Here is an 18,539-nt window from a genome sequence, read left to right as displayed (position 1 = left end):
CACAACGAATAATGGGTCGCAGACGCGGAGCAAAATGGCAATATGCCGCCGCCCCCCCGACGGGCAATGGGCCCGGACCGGAACTGTAGACAGCTCGATTGTCCGGTTCCTATTGCCCATCGGGGGGGGCGGCTCTGCTGAGGTTGCTTTGGAGGCTGCCTTTTCATATAAAACATACATGGCTGCTACCACCAGTCACAACGAAAAATGAAAAAGTAGTTGCGGTTAACACCTAGTACCCAAAACCCAGCACCTTCTTTTTCATATAAAAAAAATTTGCAATCAGGAGGAATACGGGCATGACAAAAAAAGATACCTTTACGGCGCTTGTGGTGGAAAAAAAGGATGATGGGCTGGTACCAGCACTGAAGCAGCTTAAAATTGAAGATTTGCCCGACGAAGATGTGCTGATCCAGGTGGATTATTCCACATTGAATTATAAAGAAGGCCTTGGTCTTGCCAATCGCAATAAAATTTTTCGTATATTTCCCATGGTGCCGGGGGTGGATCTGGCGGGCACAGTGGTTGAATCAAAGTCGGCGGATTTCAAGCCCGGGGACCAGGTGATTTTAAATGGCTGGAGCGTGGGGGAAAGATACTGGGGGGGCTATGCCCAGATGGCCAGGATTAAATCCGATTTCTTGATTCCCCTTCCCAAGGGGATGAATACCAAGAAAGCCATGGCCCTTGGTACGGCAGGTTATACTGCCATGCTCCAGGTCATGGCCCTTGAGGAGGCCGGTGTGACAAAGGACAGCGGACCTGTCATTGTTACCGGTGCATCAGGGGGAGTGGGCAGCAATGCGGTGGCCATTCTGGCCAGGCTCGGCTATGAGGTCACAGCGCTCACCAGATCAAAGGATGAATCCATACACAATTATTTAAAAAAGATCGGGGCAAAACATATTGCCGGGGGTGAAGAATGGACAAAAAAGCCGGCCCCACTTGAAACTCAGAAGTGGGCAGGTGCCGTTGATACCGTGGGCAGTGTGGTGCTTTCCCGGCTTCTGTCCGAGATGAAATATGGCGGGTGTGTGGCTGCCTGTGGACTGGCAGGCGGGTTTGATCTTACCTGCACTGTTATGCCCTTCATTTTGAGAGGGGTCAGTTTAAGGGGGGTGGATTCGGTTTCCTGTCCGACCCCGAGGAGGATTGCGGCCTGGGAACGTCTGGTCACCGATATCTCCGATGAGGCCCTGGATCATATCAATAAAGTAATACCACTTAAAGATGTTCCCCGGTACGCGGCTCAAATCCTGGAAGGCAATATCACCGGCCATGTTGTTGTGGATGTTAATGCCTGAGGGTTTGGTAATAAGATGGGGCATACTGGGGAGGGGGGCAGACATTTTTGTAATGCTTATTTGATCCAGGAACTAAGTTTTTGATGTTGATGGTTATGGGAACAGCATTACGTCATTTCCAATGTGCGTTGTGGGCAATTCGATGGCAGTTATCCACGGCTAAAATTATTTACAGGGAGGAGGCAAGGCTTTCTTTGGGGCTACGTATCCAGGGAATTCTTTGCCGGTATTTTTTTATATGAAACCAGATATTTCCATCATTGGTTGCGGTCGAGTGGGTACGGCCCTGGCCGTATTTCTTTCCCGGGCAGGATATCCCGTTATGGGTCTTTTCAGCAGACACATTGGATCTGCTGAAAAGGCAGCAGTGGCAGCAGACATCGCAGGCATCGGCGGCAAGGTCTATGACGCCCTGCAAGGGGCCGTGGCGGTGGCTGACATTGTTTTTATCACCACACCTGATCAGCTCATTGAAGAGGTGTGTGGAGAACTTGCCGCCATTAAAGGGCTGGTGGACAAGCGCATGATTATGCATTGCAGCGGGGCACTGTCTTCTGAAATATTGTCTTCTGCACGGGTGTGCGGGGCCGATGTGGGTTCCCTTCACCCCCTCCAGAGCTTTGCCCCCTACGTCCCGGAACAAAAATCCCCCTTTAAGGGAATTCATATTTCCGTTGAAGGCGCTGACCGGGCCGTGACGGTAGGAAAAGAGATGGTGGACGCGCTTGGCGGTTCCTGCTTCACCCTCCCCACACATGCCAAAACCCTGTACCACGCATCGGCGGTGGTGGCCTCCAACTATTTGGTGACCCTGGAGCATTTTGCCTTGGATCTGCTTAAGGCGGCCAATGTGTCTGAAAAAGAGGCCTATCTCATACTGGAACCTCTGATCACAGGGACACTGAATAATATTAAAAACCGGGGTGCCCAGGGAGCTCTTACGGGTCCCGTGGCCCGGGGGGATGCCGCCGTGGTGGCGGATCACCTTGTGGATATCGAGAAAAAAATGCCGGAATATGTGGATTTTTATAAGATGATGGGGCGGTATACCCTGGAGTTGGCTAGGCAGGGGGGCACCCTTGATGACAAGGCCGTTCAGGGATTGTCATCGCTTTTTAACCCATGATCAAGATGGGCGGATTTTGTTGAATCGGGGGCAGGCCGGTAACACCGATCTGCCCCTTTTCCATTGAGGTTGCCCAGGTAAGGGGTTCCTTTTGCCAGCTTGATGGGATGCTGGCAAAATATTTGAGTCCAGTTGGGGGCCGTTAAAAAATTAACCATCTATAATACAGTGTTTAGTGCCCCGCTGGAGTGTCTCCGTCAGAGACTTTTGTATCGTTTGTTTTCTGACAGTTCCTTGATTAAATTTTCATAAGTTTCAGAGCTTTGTTGTCCGTTGCCAGGATTTTGTTGGCCGCTTCAAGTTTTTCCCGGCTGGAGATCACAGCGGTTCCTTTGTTTACATCATCTGCCTTGAAATATTTTCTGGCAGCAATGGCCACCTGGTCTTTGGTAACGGCCAGAAGCGCTGCCTTGAAATTCTTTCTGGTTTCATCTGTGAGGCCCACACGGTCTCTGTAAAAGGCCTTGATGGAGGCTGGTCCCGGGGTTTCGGGTTTGTCAATCTCCGAGCAGATTTGCAAAATGGCTTCTTTCACATCTTTATCTGTGACCACATCGCTTGTAATAAAATCACAGGCATTGCGATAGACATCCAGGGTTCTTTCAATGTTGGGGTCCCGGTAAGATCCAAAGGAAAAGGTACCCTCCTCCGGGCTGTAAATGGCAAATCCACCATAGGCACCGCCCTTTTCCCTGATTTCCCGGTGGAGATACATGGACCTTAAAAGCTTGGCAATCACCGAAAGGCAAGGGGCATCTTCATGGGCCATGCGCACGGTGGTGAAGGACTGGGCCACAAATGACACCGATGTGCTGGTGCTCCATCCCTCCCGGGGAAATTCTTTTTTAACCTTTAGATCAATGGATTTCCCTGGTTCTGTATTGTTTTCCGGCACAAGGCTGATCAACCGTGCAATATTTTTCTCCCCGGATGCAAGGCCATGGGTGTCTCCCACAATGGCCGGGGACAGATTTTCTTTCGTAAACAGGGTGGCTGCAATGGTGTCAAGATCCCGGGACAGCTGTTCCAGATGACCGGAGCCGTTTTCAGCATCTTCTATTTTTTCTGTGAGGGCTTTGATGAACTGAAACTGGGAAACCCCATGCCACATCTCCCCCAGTGCGGCCGACGCAGAGAAATTGCGGGAAGCCAGGAGCATTGCGTATCGGTGACCATTGCCCACAATGGACGATTCCAGGCCTGCCCGGTATTGAAAAAGCTGGCTTTTAAGCCGGGTGAGGTCTTTAAAGCTTACCTCGGATATCAGTTCTGCAATGATGTCGAACATGGACCCAATGTTATGGTTCAGGGCTTTTCCCTGGAGAGACAAAAAGGTGATCAATCGATCATCGCCGTTAAACCCGCTGCCGGAAAAGGGAGAAAGGGAAATACCCCCGGTGTAAAGATCCACCAAGGCCGCAAGATCGGCATAATCGCGCTTGGCTGTTCCTGTGCCGGTGAAGGCCATGCAGAAAAAGGGGATCAGGGGAAGCATTGATTCAGGCAGATCCCTGGGAACCACAGGGCAGGTGAAATAGAGGATATCCGAGGTGGCCTTGTTGTAACAGGTGGCACCGGAAATATCACTGATGTGATCGGGGCGGATGATTTCAATGTCCGGCGGTATATCTTCCCGTTCCAGGGTGGGCAGCACCGACAGATCTTCTTCTGTTTCCTGAAGGGTTTTTAAGGTGTCGGCATCCTGTTTGATTTTTTCCAGTTCTTCCGGTGTCAGCCGGGTCTGTATGTCGGCAAGTTCCTTTTGTATTCTTGTTTCTTCCAGGGCTTCCATGCCGGTGTCCGGGGCCAGGGTAAAACGTACCCGGTGGGGATTATCAAGGAAGTATTCCCTTATTTTACCCTCCAGAAAACCTTTTTGGGCTGTTTCTTTTTTCAGGCGGGTCAGATCCTTATTCATGTTCAGGCAGGAGAGGGGAGCACCGCCATGGATCCATGGTCCGGCACAGGCCAGCAACAGCTTTATGCCAAAGGGGTAGGGGGTGTTGGTCATTTCTTTTTTGTTGAATTCAATCTGGTGGATGGCCGACTGCACGGATCGGGGATCAATTCCCTTGTCGGCAATCTCTTGAAGGGTCTCCAGTACAAGGGTTTCCACCTTTTCAACGGAGTTGGCTTCAATTTCCTTGAGACCACAGGCAAACATAGTGTCCCGCAGGTCCAGATCAAATCCGCTGCTGTCACTTAATGCTGTTCCAAGACCGGAATCAATGAGTTTTTGTCTCAGGGGAGAGGATGCATTGCCCAGCAGTACTTCTTCAAGAACGGCGCAGATGAGTACTTCATAGGCATCCCTGATATCTCCGATGAGCCATGCCACACAGGCCTGGTATTTTTTATCCGGTGTCTCGTCCCCGGAGAGGGGATAGCGGGCCGTGAATTGCCGTGATTTATCCCACCGGGGCTGTGATATGACTTCAGAATCCGGGTCAATGGCACTGAATCGGTGCAGCACCTTGTCCTGGATGAACTGGAGATGATCTTTCAGGGGAAGATTGCCATAGGTATAAAAATACGCATTGGAAGGATGATAGAACCTGGCATGGAAGGCCTTTAACTGTTCGTGGGTCAGCCGGGGGATCACCGATGGTTCCCCGCCGGAGTTGAAGTTGTAGGTGGTGTCCGGATAAAGGGCCTGCATCAGTGCCCGGCCCATGACCTGGTTGGGTGACGACATGGCTCCCTTCATTTCGTTGTACACCACCCCTTTGTATTCCAGGGTGGTCTCTCCGGACTCCGATAGCACGGTTTCCAGGCGATGACCTTCCTGCTTGAAGCTTAATTCATTAATGTGGGGAAAAAATGCCGCGTCCAGGTAAACCGACATGAGGTTATAATAATCTTTGCGGTTCTGGGTGGCAAAGGGGTACATGGTCCAGTCCGATGCCGTGAAGGCATTCATAAAAGAAGACAGGCCCCGTTTGAGCATGGAAAAAAACGGATCCCTCACATTAAATTGTTCTGAACCGCACAGCACCGTGTGTTCAAGGATATGGGCAACCCCGGTGGAGTCTGATGGCACCGTGCGGAACATTACTCCGAAGGTGTTTTCTTTGTCTTCGGTGCTGATGTGGATGTGCCTGGCACCGGTGGAATTGTGGGACAACAGGTAGAAAATGGCGTTGATGTCTTCTATTTTTTCCATCTGGAGGACAGTGTAGTCCAGGAGGGAATCTCCTTTTTCGATTCCTGGGTTGTTCTCATCTAGAAGGGAATGTCCCAGGTTTTTTTGTTCGGTGTCATGTTTTTTTGTAGATGCCACGTTTAATCCTTTTTATTTTGCCTGTCTTATCCAGGCGGAAGATGATATTTCGAAGTTTTTTGTCATTGAATCCGGTGTGTTGTCTGATGGTTTTGAAATCGGTTCCATTGGGGTAATTGGAGATAATTTCCAGCACAAAGGTGGAGGCAATCCTGCTTCCCGGAGCGGTCTGGGTGGGTATGCCAGCAATGCATGCCGGATGGCCCGGTGGGTTTTGATAGAGCAGTTTTTCCAGTCTGTCAAGCCTTGCGTTGATGTGCGTAATTTCCTCCTGTGAGGGAATTTCAAGTTTTTCCATGAGGGTCTTGATCAAGTTTTCCAACACAAGACCCGGTGTTACCTGTTGTGCCATGAGTTCCTCCCGATGGGGTTCGGGTCAGGAAATGAAAGATGGCCGGAGGCATAATTAATTTCGGGCAAGATGTCGAAAAGAGCTGCCCTCTGCTTCACAGATGCCTTTTTCGTGGATGGGGAATGAAAGCCTCTGGTTGAAAATATGCCGGGGACATGCTAAGTTCCCTTTCCCTTGTTGATTCAGTTGCTTTAAACTGATATGTGTGCATGGCGCTGCGGTATTTTTTTTATCGGTTTTGATGGAAAGTAAGAGACAGATATGTTTCAGGCATGGCAGATTGAGGAAAAAATCCACACGTTGTTGTGGGGCACCATGGCTATCATTATCATTACACCATAATTACTTGTAGTAAAAGTTAAAGTCAAGTGGTGGTTTGTATTTTTTATATGAAAATGCGACATAAGAGCCCCCAACGCTCACCCGTTCCGGCCCATTCGGACTCAAAGGCTTTTTCATTAAGTGTGGAGAAAAGACGTTATGACTACCTATCCAGGAGTACTTTTAAAATCATCCAGCCTGTTTGCCAAAAAAGAGCTGGGGCAGAATTTCCTGGCTGATCCCCAGGCCGCTGCCATGATCGTTAACCGGGCAGGTATCACAAAACAGGATACCGTGTTGGAGATTGGTCCCGGACTGGGGGCGCTTACTGTGCACATTGCAAAACAGGCCGCCCGTGTGTATGCCGTTGAAAAGGATACCCGCCTGATTCCTCTGATTACAGGGGAGTTGGGGCGGGCTGGGGCCGACAATGTCACCTTGATCAATGACGATATTTTCAAGGTGGATATCGAGGCATTGGCCGGAGAGGGTAAGCTTCTGGTTGTGGGCAATCTGCCTTATAATATTTCTTCCCAGGTACTTTTCAGGCTGGTGGAAAACAGAAGTGTCGTCAGCCGGGCTGTTCTCATGTTCCAGAAAGAACTGGCCCAGAGAATTGTGGCCCCCCCGGGGGGGCGTGATTATGGGCGCTTGTCCGTTGTGATGCAGTACTGCTCCCGGGTGAGCACCGTTGCAGACATTGGCGGCCAACTTTTTTTTCCGAAACCCGAGGTGGAATCCCGGGTGGTGGCAGTTGATTTCTTTGAGAAAATTCAATTCCCAGCGGATCAGGAGGCATATCTTTTCCGGGTGATCAAGGCAGCTTTTTCCAAGCGCCGGAAAACCCTGAGAAACTCCCTTGCCGGGGCGGAATTGTCCATTAATACCACCCAGGCGGCCCAGGCCCTGGAGTCCGCAGGGATTGATCCCACCCGCCGGGCGGAAACCCTCACCGTTGATGAATTTATTGCCCTTTTTAAGGTGTGCCGGGATAGCTTTACAGGAACAACCATTTAATGGGTATTTTTATAAAAAATATACATGGCTGTAACCACCAGCCACAACGAAAAATGAAATTCTAATGATTCCAAATGTCTGGTCGGAGTTTCATATAAAAAACCCACATGTCCTGTCGGACACAACGAATAATGGGTTGTAGACGCGGAGCCAAATGGCATTATACCGCCGCCGCCCCGACGGGCAATGGGCCCGGACCGGAACTGTAGACAGCTCAATTGTCTGGTTCCTATTGCCCATCGGGGGGGCGGCTCTGCTGAGGTAGACTTGAAGGCTACCTTTTCATATAAAATTAAAATCCAGGAAGATAATAATGATACGAGCAAACAGACATTACGCAAAATTAAAGGCCTCTTACCTGTTTTCTGACATTGCCAAAAGAGTGGCAGCCTACCAGAGTGAAAATCCGGATAAGGAAGTGATCCGTCTGGGCATCGGAGACGTGACCCGGGCACTGCCCCATGCCTGCATTGAAGGGTTTCATAAAGGGGTGGATGAGATGGCGGACGATGCCACCTTCCGGGGATATGGACCGGAACAGGGATATGATTTTCTCCGGGAAAAAATTGCAAAATTTGACTTCAACAGCCGTGGGGCCGACATTGCCGGTGATGAGATTTTTGTCAGTGACGGTGCCAAGTGTGACTGCGGTAATTTCCAGGAGCTGTTTGCCCAGGATATCAAAATAGCCATTCCTGACCCTGTGTATCCCGTGTATCTTGATACCAACGTCATGGCAGGCCGAACCGGCATTTTTGAGGACGGCAGATACCAGGGCATTGTGTATCTGGACTGTACCCGGGAGAATAATTTTCTGCCCGAACTGCCAAAGGAACCTGTGGATCTGATTTATCTGTGCTTTCCCAACAACCCCACCGGCACCACCATCACCAAGGCAGGTCTTAAAGAATGGGTGGATTATGCCAGAGATAATAAGGCGTTGATTCTCTTTGATGCAGCCTATGAGGCCTTTATCCGGGGCGAAGATCTTCCCCACTCCATCTATGAGATTGAAGGAGCCAAAGAGGTGGCCGTGGAGTTCAGAAGTTTTTCCAAGACCGCCGGTTTTACAGGTACCCGATGTGCCTATACCGTGGTACCCAAGGAGTGCATGGTCTATGATGAGACCGGAGAGAAAGTTGCCCTGCATGCCCTGTGGAATCGACGTCACTGCACCAAATTCAACGGGGTATCCTACCCTGTGCAGAAGGCCGTGGAGGCTGTCTATTCCCAGGAAGGTCAGATCCAGGTAAAGGCCTTGGTTTCCTATTATCTTAAAAATGCCGATCTCATCCGTCTGTCCATGGCCGAGCTTGGATTTACCTTTGTGGGGGGGGACAATTCTCCTTATATCTGGGTTGACGGTCAGGGCCGGGACTCCTGGGAGTTCTTTGATCTGCTGCTGTCCAAGGCCGGTGTGGTGTGTACCCCCGGGGCTGGGTTTGGAAGATGTGGCCAGGGCTACATCCGCATCAGTGCATTCAACAGCCGTGAAAATGTGGAAAAGGCCATGATGCGCATTGCCGAGGCTCTTAAATGAACCATTTTTTTAAGGTAAAGACCCTGGAGAAAGTGATGGGTATGGTAGGCCGTTTTTCCGCCATGCCCACAGAAACAGTGACACTGGTCCAGGCATCGGAAAGAATACTGGGCCAGGACATCGTTGCCCACCAGGATCTGCCGGGATTTCGGCGATCCACCATGGATGGCTATGCTGTTCAGTCCGCTGCCACCTTTGGGGCCTCCGAGGCTAATCCGGCCTGGTTGAAGGTGGCCAGCACCATTGCCATGGGTGAAACCCCTTGTTTTTCCCTGGCATCGGATGAAGCCGCCCCCATTTCCACTGGCGGCATGCTGCCCGATGGCGCCGACAGTGTGGTCATGCTTGAGCACACAGAAGCCGTTGATGCTGCCACCGTGGAGATCTATAAAAGCGTGGCCCCCCTGCAGCATGTGGTGGACCGTGCCGAAGATTATCGCCAGGGGCAGGAAATTTTAAAGGCAGGCACCCGGATTCGTCCCCAGGAGAGCGGGGTACTGGCGGCCCTTGGAAAGACCCATGTGACGGTGTTCAAACAACCCACCGTGGCCATTATTTCCACGGGAGACGAGATTGTCCCCGTGGGAGATACGCCGGCCCCTGGCAGAATCCGGGACATGAATTCCCACACCCTGGCAGGCCTTATTTCAGAAGCCGGAGCCATTCCCCTGCAGCTTGGCATTGTAAAAGACAATCGAGACGAGCTTTTTGATGCCTGCAGCCGGGCCGTGGCAATGGCGGACATGGTACTTATCTCCGGGGGCAGTTCCGTGGGGATGAGGGATTTCACCGTGGAGGTGCTGTCCGATCTTGTCGATACGGAGCTTCTGGTCCACGGCATATCCATCAGTCCCGGGAAACCAACCATTCTGGCCCGTTCGGGCAATAAGCCCGTGTGGGGACTGCCTGGACATGTGGTGTCGGCCATGGTTGTGTTTAAGGTGGTGGTTCTGCCTTTTTTGCGAAAACGCATGGGGGAAAACGCCTGGGCCAGTCCGGGTGCGCTGCTTCCGGCCACCCTTACCCGCAACGTGGCCTCGGCCCAGGGCCGCACGGATTTTATCCGGGTGGCAATCCAGGAAAAAGAGGGACATTTGTATGCCGCCCCGGTACTGGGAAAGTCCGGTCTGATCCGCACCATGGTCATGGCCCAGGGACTTGTTGAAATCGGTGAGAATGTGGAAGGTCTGAACAAAGGGGCCGTGGTAAATGTTCGATGCATGTAAGACCTGCCACAATCAATAATGGAAAACCAGTAGCTGTTAGTACCCAGCACTTGATTTTTCACATAAAAATACACAGAGAACAAAATGACTGTAAAACGAAATGTATATCTGGACATGAAGCCCGTTGAAACGGCAAAAACCATCCTTTTTGATGCTTTCCCCCTCACCGGGGAGGTGCAGTGGGAGGAGATCAACAGCTGTGAGGCTCTGGGCCGGGTGCTGGCGGAACCGGCCGTGGCCGGGCTTTCTTCCCCCAATTTCCATGCCGCTGCCATGGATGGCATTGCCGTTGATGCAAAAAACACCTTTGGGGCCAGTGAAGAATCTCCTCGTTCCCTGGTACCGGGCAAAGATATGTTCTGGGTTAATACCGGCCACGTCATGCCGGAAAACACCAATGCGGTGATCATGATCGAGCACGTACAGATCATGGATGACAATCTGGTGGAGATTGAAGCCCCGGCATTTCCCTGGCAGAATGTCAGAAAAATGGGGGAGGACATTGTGGCCACGGAGCTTTTGTTCCCCCGGGGGCATCAAATCTGTGCCTATTCTGTGGGAGCGCTTATTGCCGGTGGGGTGTTTTCCGTAAAGGTTCGTAAACAACCCAAGGTAATGGTCATTCCCACGGGTAACGAGCTGGTCTCCTGGGAGACAGCCCGGGACAAGGGCCTTACCCCAGGAGACGTTATTGAATCCAATTCTGCGGTGCTGCTTTCCCTGTGCCGGGAGTATGGCTGTAAGCCCGAACGTCATGCCATGGTGGAGGATAAGCTTGAATGGATCACCACGGCCGTGGATGAGGCCACAAAATCCGATTATGACATGATCATGATCATCGGCGGATCTTCCGCCGGTTCCATGGATTTTGCCCGGCCGGTAATATCCACTCTGGGCGAAGTATTTGTCCATGGGGTCACCATGATGCCCGGTAAACCCGTGCTCTTTGGCCGGGTGAACAACAAGCCGGTGTTCGGTATCCCCGGATATCCCGTATCCGCCATTGTGGCCTTTGAACAGCTGGCAGGGCCTCTGCTTTTAAAAATGCAGGGACGGGGTTCCATGGACCGGGATCTTGTGCAGGTACAACCCGCCCGGAAAATGGCGTCCAAGCTTGGCATGGAAGAGTTTTTGCGCGTGAAAATCGGTGCCGTAGATGATCGCCTCATTGCTTCCCAGCTTCCCCGGGGGGCTGGCAGTATCACCACCATCACCGAAGCCGACGGTATTATCCGCATTCCCACCCATGTGGAGGGTATTTCCGAAGGTGAAACCGTCACGGCCGAGCTTTTGCGACCCCTGTCAGCCATTAAAAACACGGTGGTGATCACCGGGTCCCATGACAATACCCTGGATGTTCTAACAGATCAGATCCGGCGCACCAACCCCGGAGTGAGCATTTCTTCAAGCCATGTGGGCAGCATGGGGGGACTTATGGCCATTAGAAAGGGGACCTGTCACATGGGCGGTGCCCACCTGCTTTGGCCGGAGGATGGATCCTATAATGTGTCGTATCTTAAAAAATATCTTCCTGATATGAAGCTGCATCTGATCAATCTTGTGATGAGAGAACAGGGGCTGATTGTGCCCAAGGGTAATCCCAGGGGGATTAAAGGGCTGTCTGATGTGGCAGACCAATCGCTTTTTTTCATCAATCGCCAGCCCGGCTCCGGCACCCGGATCTTGTTTGATTACCAGCTTGAAAAGCTTGGCCTGACCCGGGATCAGATAAAGGGGTACACCAACGAGGAATACACCCACATGTCCGTGGCTGTGGCGGTTCTGTCCGGCCGGGCCGATGCTGGTCTTGGGATCTATGCGGCGGCCAAGGCCCTTGATCTGGATTTTATTCCGGTGATCACCGAATCCTATGATCTGGTCATTCCCGATCGTTTTATTGCCACGGAAAAGGTACAGGTGCTGCTAAATACCATCTCCACCCGTCAGTTTAAACAGCGGGTGGAGGCCCTTGGTGGCTATGGCACGGAAAAGACCGGAGATCTTCTCTGGAAGTATTGATATCATCCGCCCGTTGGGGGGCTCCTGCTGGATGCCTGGGGCCTTGGGAGGAATGCATGACCAGGCTTTGTCGTAAAATAACAAAATATCTGCTGGTAGCTATTATCTGGGGTGCGGGTGTTGGGGGGGGCCTGGCTGTCGGGGGGATTTTTTCCTGGACGGATGAAGGGGGCATCAGGCATTACAGCAATGTCACCCCCTCCCTCTCCGGGAAAAATGTGGAAACATTTGAGGAGGATCATTCCCGGTATCAGGGGCTTTCCCGCAATTCACGGGAGGGTATTTTATTTAAAGCCGTGAAAATATATGATGGGGATTCCCTGAAAGTATCCGGGGGCGGCTTGACCCTCATGGTGCGTCTGGTGGGTATTGACGCCCCGGAAACCGGCGGGGGAAAGCATGAACCCCAGCCCTTCAGCCGACAGTCCAAAGATGCCTTTTCCCGCATGATTGCCGGGGGGCCTTTTACCCTTAAAAGCTATGGCACCGGAAGTTATAACCGTGTTCTGGCAGAGCTGTTTGTGGGGGGTGAAAACATTAATCTGGCGCTGCTGCATGAGGGACTTGCCGAGGTATACCGGGGAAAGATGCAGGCAGGGCTTGATAAAAAGGCCTATTTAAAAGCCCAGAAAGAGGCCCGGCAACACCGCCGGGGCATCTGGTCTCTTGGCAAGGCATATGAAAGTCCGCGTCTGTGGCGAAAGAAGCATCCCAGAAAGTAATTCTGGCTCTTCGCGGATTATAGTGCGGGCACATGACCCCATTGGCCAGACAAGGGTGATGCCTGGCCCATCTTATGACCAAGCCCTACTTTTTCAAACCACAAATAAGATCCACGATTTTCTTTGATGTATACTCTCCTACATCAGCAAGACCATCAATGGGTAAAAACTGGTTGGCATTGTTGGAAAACAGGCATTTCACCGATGCCGGAAAATCCTCATCCGCTTCATAAAAAATATAACAAAGGGCGATTTTAGGCAGGGGAAACAGGGTAAAGGCAAAATCGCCCCCGGCCTGAACCGGCACATCTTCACCGTTGAAATAGCGGGTGATCAAGGTGGCTGACTTTCTTATGTCTGGGACATGGGGCTCCAATAATTGTTCCGTGTGCGTGGTAAAAGCGCCCACATAGGGCATGCTGTCGGGAAATTCCCGAAAGGACCTGAAGGGAGACAAGAGACAGATTTCCGGGGTGGCATTCAAGGCATAAAGGGAGATTAAAATACCGTGGATGGCAGGGTAGTTCCCTTCTCCCAGGGTGATACCCCGGGGGGTAATGGAGCATTTCTCACCAAAGGCATCAAACATAAATTCCTGGCCATTCCGGTGGCCCGGTAAATTCCTTTCAAGATCCGGGGGAAGTTTCGTGTACAATTTGTATAAATTCTGCTGAACTATTTTTGCGTAATTGTCGCTCAACGATTTTCTCCTCTCTTTTCTGTATACGATGGTGATCTATTGATCAAATTCAGGCTCATATCCCACAGTAAAGGACGTTGTGGCGGTGTTGCCCATGGCTGAAAAATGTCTGTTATCCTTGTCAAAGGGGCAGATGGGCATTGGACAGGGCTTAAATCCGAACTTTCTGTAAAATTCAGGATTACCCAGAACAAATATGGTGCTTTTTTTGATGGCTTCCTGGCGCAGGGTAAACCGTATCAATTCAGCGCCGATGCCCTGGCGCTGGAACTGCGGGGCCACAGCCACAGGTGCCAGGTGCAGGCCGCACACCTGTGTATCATTGTATGCATTGGAAAATGCGATGTAGGCAATGACCTTGTTCACATGGATGCAGACCCATTCATGGATCTGGGTGTTGTTGCGGTGGAAGTTTTCTACGAGTCTGGCCTCGTATCTGCTTTTGGGAAAGGCCGACTTCAGCAGGGCGGATACCTTGCCCTGGGTTTCCTGAGTTGTTTTACGTATTTTCACTGTTTTCTCCATAAGGTCTTGTGTTTCTGGCAATTCTCAAATTTTACCTGGCATCGACCGGGATAAGTCCTCGATTGGAAATCCAAAGATGGTAACTCACGACTGCAAGCGCCGGGGGGCCATGCAGCCCCGGCATTGCCTGTCGATGAAATTTGTGGTTTCTTGAATTTTGTCGTTGTTTTTCATAAGTGGTCATCTTATCCGTCCTACATTAATTTTTCAAGGGATTGGTGCCTCACTTACATTTACCTAGAGGGAGTCGGTTTGCCAGGATTCAACCTTAATATATTATAAAGTTTATTTAACTATTGTTTTACATAATTTTTAAATATTGATATGTCCTTTTTCATATAAGACGGATATGTGGAACTGGATATTACGTTTGTTATCCAGGTTAGGGTCTGTTAAGAAATTAAACATCTATATATAGTATTGGTTGCCCGACTGGGGGCGTCTCCATCAGAGACTTTTGCATAGTTTGTTTTTTAACCGGCCTTTAGATAATTAATTGTGAATGGTATCCAGACCAACATACCAACTTGTTCGGCCCCGCAGGACATGCGAATGAAAGAGGTAGCGTCGTCATGAGAGTACAGGTTTTCAAAACATGGAACCGCGTTCGTTCCAGTTTCTGGTTTCTCCCGGCAGTAATGGCCGGTGGAGCAATGGTGTTGGCCTTCGCAACTGTTGCCTTGGATGAGCCGGTAACGGACTGGGTGACGATTAACTGGGCTTGGACATTCACCGGCGGAGCGGAGGGGGCCAGTTCTTTGCTGGGGGCTATCGCCGGCTCGATGATCACCATAGCTGGGGTGGTTTTTTCAATGACCCTGGTCGCGCTATCGCTCGCCTCGTCACAGCTCGGTCCCCGTCTGCTCCGCAATTTCATGCGCGACACCACGACCCAAGCGGTACTTGGTACGTTCGTTGCTACCTTCCTGTACTGTTTGCTCGTCCTGCGCACTATCCGCCGTACTGAAGAGATCACCTTCGTCCCCCACCTGTCTGTCACCCTCAGTGTGCTGCTCGCGGTGGTGAGTGTGGGAGTGCTGATCTATTTCATTCATCACGTGTCCGTTTCTATTCAGGCCGACGAGATCGTGGCGCGGGTCGGAACGGAGTTGATTGAGGGGATAGACCGTCTGTTCCCCGAAAATATCGGACAGGGAGCACCACCGATTCCGACGGAACCGCCCAACGCAGGCTTTCTCGGCATGTTCGGTCGGGAGGCTATTCCGATTGGTTCTGCTGAGGACGGTTACCTTCAGTTCGTCGATGGGGACGCGTTGATGGCGTTGGCCATGCAAGAGGATGTCGTTATTCGACTGGAGCGACGGCCCGGCCATTATGTCGTTGCTGGTCGCCCGCTGGTCTTGGTCTGGCCGGGAAACAGGGTTACCGATAAGTTTGTGGACCAAGTCAATTCCGCGTTCGCCTTGGGTAACCAGCGAACTCCCGGGCAGGACATTGAGTTCGCAGTCAACCAACTTGTCGAAATCGCGATACGAGCCCTCTCCCCCGGGGTGAATGACCCGTTCACGGCCATGACGTGTGTGGACCATCTGGGATCGGCACTATGCCGCTTGGTTCAACGAGACATTCCGTCGCCGTATCTACATGACACTCAGGATCAGCTTCGGGTCATTACGCCTGTCTTCACGTTCCCGGATGTCACGGACGCGGCGCTCAATCAGATTCGGCAATATGGCCGCACCAGCACTGCGGTAGCTATCCGTCTGCTTGAAACGATTGCCGAGGTTGCGGGATTCGTACATCGACCTGAGGACCGCGCGGCACTGTTACGGCACGCCAAGATGATCGTCCGAGGGGCACGCGACGGGTTGTTGGAAGACGAGGACCGCCAAGAGGTAGAAGAACGCTTCGAATCCGCGAACCAATTGTTGAGCAAGTCGCCTGGTGCTAATCTTTGAAATGCATGTACGCAGCCAGCATTCCGATGCCAAATAGGCCGAACCACTCACTGGTGCGGACGCAAGAAGCAGCATCGCCGTGAATCGCGGTGCTGACTACGTCCAGCACCGCGATTGTGCAAAAAAACAAAGAGTATCATAGAAATGGAAGTTGTTTATTCAAAAGAAACAGATTTTGACGAATGGATCTTACTTGCAAGGGAGGTTGAACCACTTTTCGGTCCTATGGCTGATGAGATAGATTTTCATGAAGCCTTAAGGCAAGCCATTTCTTCAAGTACAGCATTTTGCATCTATTCAGAACTAAATGGAGAGAATTCTGATTTAATTGGCGGTGTTATAATTTCTAAAGAAACAAATGAGATAGCATGGCTCGCAGTATCGCTTCAATATCGTGGTAAAGGTTACGGTCGAAAATTGGTTGAATATGCTATTAATATGCTGAATCAGCAGGAAAAGATGTTTGTTCAGACCTTTGAAGAATCGGTCCCTGAAGGTAAGTCTGCAAGAAATTTATATATGGACTTTGGTTTTACTGATTTCAAAGATGGTGGTCTAAATCCCGCAGGAGTGCCCACTGTAATAATGCAATTAGAAATGACAAAACGTATTTGAGCACTACCAAGTTGTGGAGAAAATTATTGAAAAAATAGGAAGATTTTTCGATTTGTTCTTAAAAAAACAAAATGGAAAAATATCTTGTATCAAGCGAATTCCTTGATTGGAAAAACCCTCTGGTGGTGAAAATGGCCAAAGAACTTTCTCAAGGTTTGACGAAAACAAAAGAAATAACAAAAGCCTGCTTTGAGTATGTCAGAGATGAAATAAAGCACAGTAAAGACTACCAGTTAAATCCGGTGACATGCAAAGCATCAGAGGTGCTTGAATACAAAACCGGGTATTGTTATACAAAAAGCCATTTGTTAGCGGCTTTGCTGAGAGCTAATGGAATTCCAACAGGTCTGTGTTACCAACGTCTGACCACACAAAGTGGCCAACTTCCGTTTTGTTTGCATGGTCTTAATGCTGTATATCTCACTGATATTGGGTGGCATCGAATTGATGCAAGAGGTAATAAAGATGGCGTTGACGCTGAATTCACTCCACCTAAAGAAAAACACGCTTTTCCAATAGTTGTTGATGGAGAGGCTGATCTTTTAGAAATTTGGACGGAACCGTTACCTGAAATTATAAGGGTTCTCACATCTTGTGTATCTTATGAAGAAGTGGCCAATAATTTACCAGATATTGAACTAATTCAGTGTGATTGCTTACCAAAGGTATAAAAATGGCTACCCATACGGCAGTGAAGCACAACCAAACGATGCACGTTGACCCAAATAGCTCGGTTTTTTTGGTATCATGGCGCAACTGATTTTGTTTTAGCTAGAGCACTGACGGTTATTTGGTCAGGTGATCTTCAGCGTTCTAAAACAGGTAAATAAGGAAGAATGAGAGGCAACTATATGGTTGTAAGACCGAAATTATATTGATTAATATGATTAAAGTCCAACCGTTATCATGAGAATTGCGATTGAATAAAAATTGATTTTAAAAAGGAATGAACATGAAAGACATAAAAATTTCTTTGATGGAAATCAGTGACCTCCAGGAATCAGCAAGAGTTCTCAGTGTTGCTATGCTTGATGCGAAGCTTCATGTTGCTGTTTTACAGGGTAAGGGTGAAAATGAACGCCGGGAAATTGAAAAAATGTTTTGCGGCCTTTTTACCCATTTACCCGGCATCGTTTTTCTGGCAAAGGAAAAACAAGACATTATCGGGGTGATGCGGATGAAATCATGTGAGGGGTATAAAACTGTTGATAATCCCAAAGATCCAATAGATGAAAATGATATTGAATGGCGGAAATCTGTCTGGCGCACTGAGTGGGCCCATCACGAGCCAAAGGGTCAACATTGGCATCTTGGTCCGATTGGTGTACTGTCTTCTCATCAGGGATTGGGTATCGGATCTATGTTGATGGAGCGTTTCTGCAAGGAGGTGGATGCCTGTATGGCAAAAGCATACCTTGAGACGGATGTGGATAAAAATGTTCGCTTTTATGAAAAATTCGGGTTCAAAGTTATTTCCGAGTCCAAAATTTTCGGTATCAAAAATCGATATATGTTACGAGATTCAAGAGTTTGATTCAACAGACACGATACTTAAATCCAACAAGAAAAATGCACCAGATTTCACTGGTGATTTACTCGTATGGGGTCGGGCTACACCAACTGTCTGAAATAAAAAAAGATCACCTTTACCCCCCCCCCCCGATTTCGGGTTTATATCCCACTTTTCGGGGTCAAAAAGAGCAATATAAAAAATATCACCTAAATTTAGTACATGATGCTTTAGAAACAGACACAATCAAACGCGAAGCCCGTTGGAGCAAACGCATTGCAATTGGTGAAAAACAATTTGTTTCTAAAATAAAAAAAGAAACTTGACTTTAAAGCATTCGGAAGAAAAACGCAATATTTGGAT

At 49.9% G+C, this 18,539-nt stretch carries 16 protein-coding genes; 12 read left to right on the top strand and 4 right to left on the bottom strand.

The genetic code is table 11. The annotated features are described in order from the left end of the window. Positions 1–299: 299 nt before the first annotated feature. Together ACYQ2M_RS06665 and ACYQ2M_RS06660 are read left to right on the top strand one after the other, a co-directional pair. Positions 300–1,304 carry an MDR family oxidoreductase gene (locus tag ACYQ2M_RS06665; RefSeq protein WP_459915546.1) on the top strand — a complete coding sequence of 335 codons (1,005 nt, stop codon included), beginning with the start codon at positions 300–302 and terminating at the stop codon, positions 1,302–1,304. A 238-nt stretch (positions 1,305–1,542) separates the two neighbouring features. Beyond that, positions 1,543–2,430 carry a Rossmann-like and DUF2520 domain-containing protein gene (locus ACYQ2M_RS06660; RefSeq protein ID WP_459915545.1) on the top strand — a complete coding sequence of 296 codons (888 nt, stop codon included), beginning with the start codon at positions 1,543–1,545 and terminating at the stop codon, positions 2,428–2,430. A gap of 238 nt (positions 2,431–2,668) precedes the next feature. On the opposite strand, the gene ACYQ2M_RS06655 is transcribed toward ACYQ2M_RS06660, so the two are convergent. Next, complete coding sequence (locus tag ACYQ2M_RS06655) at positions 2,669–5,710, bottom strand: insulinase family protein (RefSeq protein WP_459915544.1); 3,042 nt, start codon at positions 5,708–5,710, stop codon at positions 2,669–2,671. Beyond that, a complete protein-coding gene (locus ACYQ2M_RS06650; RefSeq protein ID WP_459915543.1) occupies positions 5,688–6,062 on the bottom strand; it encodes a hypothetical protein in 375 nt (124 codons plus the stop codon). Before ACYQ2M_RS06650 ends, ACYQ2M_RS06655 begins: the two co-directional genes overlap by 23 nt. Positions 6,063–6,542: 480 nt before the next feature. Between ACYQ2M_RS06650 and rsmA the strand changes: the two genes are divergently transcribed. The 5 genes from rsmA to ACYQ2M_RS06625 all read left to right on the top strand — a co-directional run bounded on the left by rsmA (position 6,543) and on the right by ACYQ2M_RS06625 (position 12,907). Next, positions 6,543–7,400: a 16S rRNA (adenine(1518)-N(6)/adenine(1519)-N(6))-dimethyltransferase RsmA gene (gene rsmA / locus ACYQ2M_RS06645; protein ID WP_459915542.1), complete on the top strand. Its 858-nt coding sequence runs from the start codon at positions 6,543–6,545 to the stop codon at positions 7,398–7,400. 313 nt (positions 7,401–7,713) lie between these two features. Beyond that, the gene (locus ACYQ2M_RS06640) at positions 7,714–8,940 is read left to right on the top strand and encodes an LL-diaminopimelate aminotransferase (RefSeq protein ID WP_459915541.1); all 1,227 of its coding nucleotides are present in this window, start codon (positions 7,714–7,716) and stop codon (positions 8,938–8,940) included. A 35-nt stretch (positions 8,941–8,975) separates the two neighbouring features. Further along, positions 8,976–10,166, top strand: a complete 1,191-nt coding sequence (locus ACYQ2M_RS06635) for a molybdopterin molybdotransferase MoeA (protein WP_459915540.1) — start codon at positions 8,976–8,978, stop codon at positions 10,164–10,166. An 84-nt stretch (positions 10,167–10,250) separates the two neighbouring features. Then, positions 10,251–12,185, top strand: a complete 1,935-nt coding sequence (locus ACYQ2M_RS06630; protein WP_459915539.1) for a molybdopterin biosynthesis protein — start codon at positions 10,251–10,253, stop codon at positions 12,183–12,185. 56 nt (positions 12,186–12,241) lie between these two features. Then, positions 12,242–12,907 (top strand): thermonuclease family protein, encoded by a 666-nt coding sequence (locus tag ACYQ2M_RS06625; RefSeq protein WP_459915538.1) that lies wholly within the window; start codon positions 12,242–12,244, stop codon positions 12,905–12,907. An 85-nt stretch (positions 12,908–12,992) separates the two neighbouring features. Here ACYQ2M_RS06625 and ACYQ2M_RS06620 read toward each other — a convergent pair whose 3' ends face one another. After that, positions 12,993–13,607 (bottom strand): DUF3786 domain-containing protein, encoded by a 615-nt coding sequence (locus tag ACYQ2M_RS06620; RefSeq protein ID WP_459915537.1) that lies wholly within the window; start codon positions 13,605–13,607, stop codon positions 12,993–12,995. A 36-nt stretch (positions 13,608–13,643) separates the two neighbouring features. Beyond that, complete coding sequence (locus ACYQ2M_RS06615) at positions 13,644–14,120, bottom strand: GNAT family N-acetyltransferase (protein ID WP_459915536.1); 477 nt, start codon at positions 14,118–14,120, stop codon at positions 13,644–13,646. 584 nt (positions 14,121–14,704) lie between these two features. Between ACYQ2M_RS06615 and ACYQ2M_RS06610 the strand changes: the two genes are divergently transcribed. The 5 genes from ACYQ2M_RS06610 (at position 14,705) to ACYQ2M_RS06590 (ending at position 18,502) form a co-directional block, all read left to right on the top strand. After that, positions 14,705–16,051, top strand: coding sequence for a DUF2254 domain-containing protein (locus ACYQ2M_RS06610; protein ID WP_459915535.1), 1,347 nt, complete (start codon positions 14,705–14,707; stop codon positions 16,049–16,051). Between the two features lie 144 nt (positions 16,052–16,195). After that, on the top strand, positions 16,196–16,666 hold the full coding sequence (locus ACYQ2M_RS06605) for a GNAT family N-acetyltransferase (RefSeq protein ID WP_459915534.1): 471 nt from the start codon (positions 16,196–16,198) through the stop codon (positions 16,664–16,666). A gap of 71 nt (positions 16,667–16,737) precedes the next feature. Beyond that, on the top strand, positions 16,738–17,337 hold the full coding sequence (locus ACYQ2M_RS06600) for a transglutaminase-like domain-containing protein (protein WP_459915533.1): 600 nt from the start codon (positions 16,738–16,740) through the stop codon (positions 17,335–17,337). 281 nt (positions 17,338–17,618) lie between these two features. Then, positions 17,619–18,200 carry a GNAT family N-acetyltransferase gene (locus ACYQ2M_RS06595; RefSeq protein ID WP_459915532.1) on the top strand — a complete coding sequence of 194 codons (582 nt, stop codon included), beginning with the start codon at positions 17,619–17,621 and terminating at the stop codon, positions 18,198–18,200. After that, positions 18,197–18,502 carry a hypothetical protein gene (locus ACYQ2M_RS06590; protein WP_459915531.1) on the top strand — a complete coding sequence of 102 codons (306 nt, stop codon included), beginning with the start codon at positions 18,197–18,199 and terminating at the stop codon, positions 18,500–18,502. Before ACYQ2M_RS06595 ends, ACYQ2M_RS06590 begins: the two co-directional genes overlap by 4 nt. Positions 18,503–18,539 lie beyond the last annotated feature (37 nt).

Source organism: Desulfocicer niacini (assembly GCF_054657595.1).
This window is presented reverse-complemented; position numbering and strand designations above follow the sequence as displayed.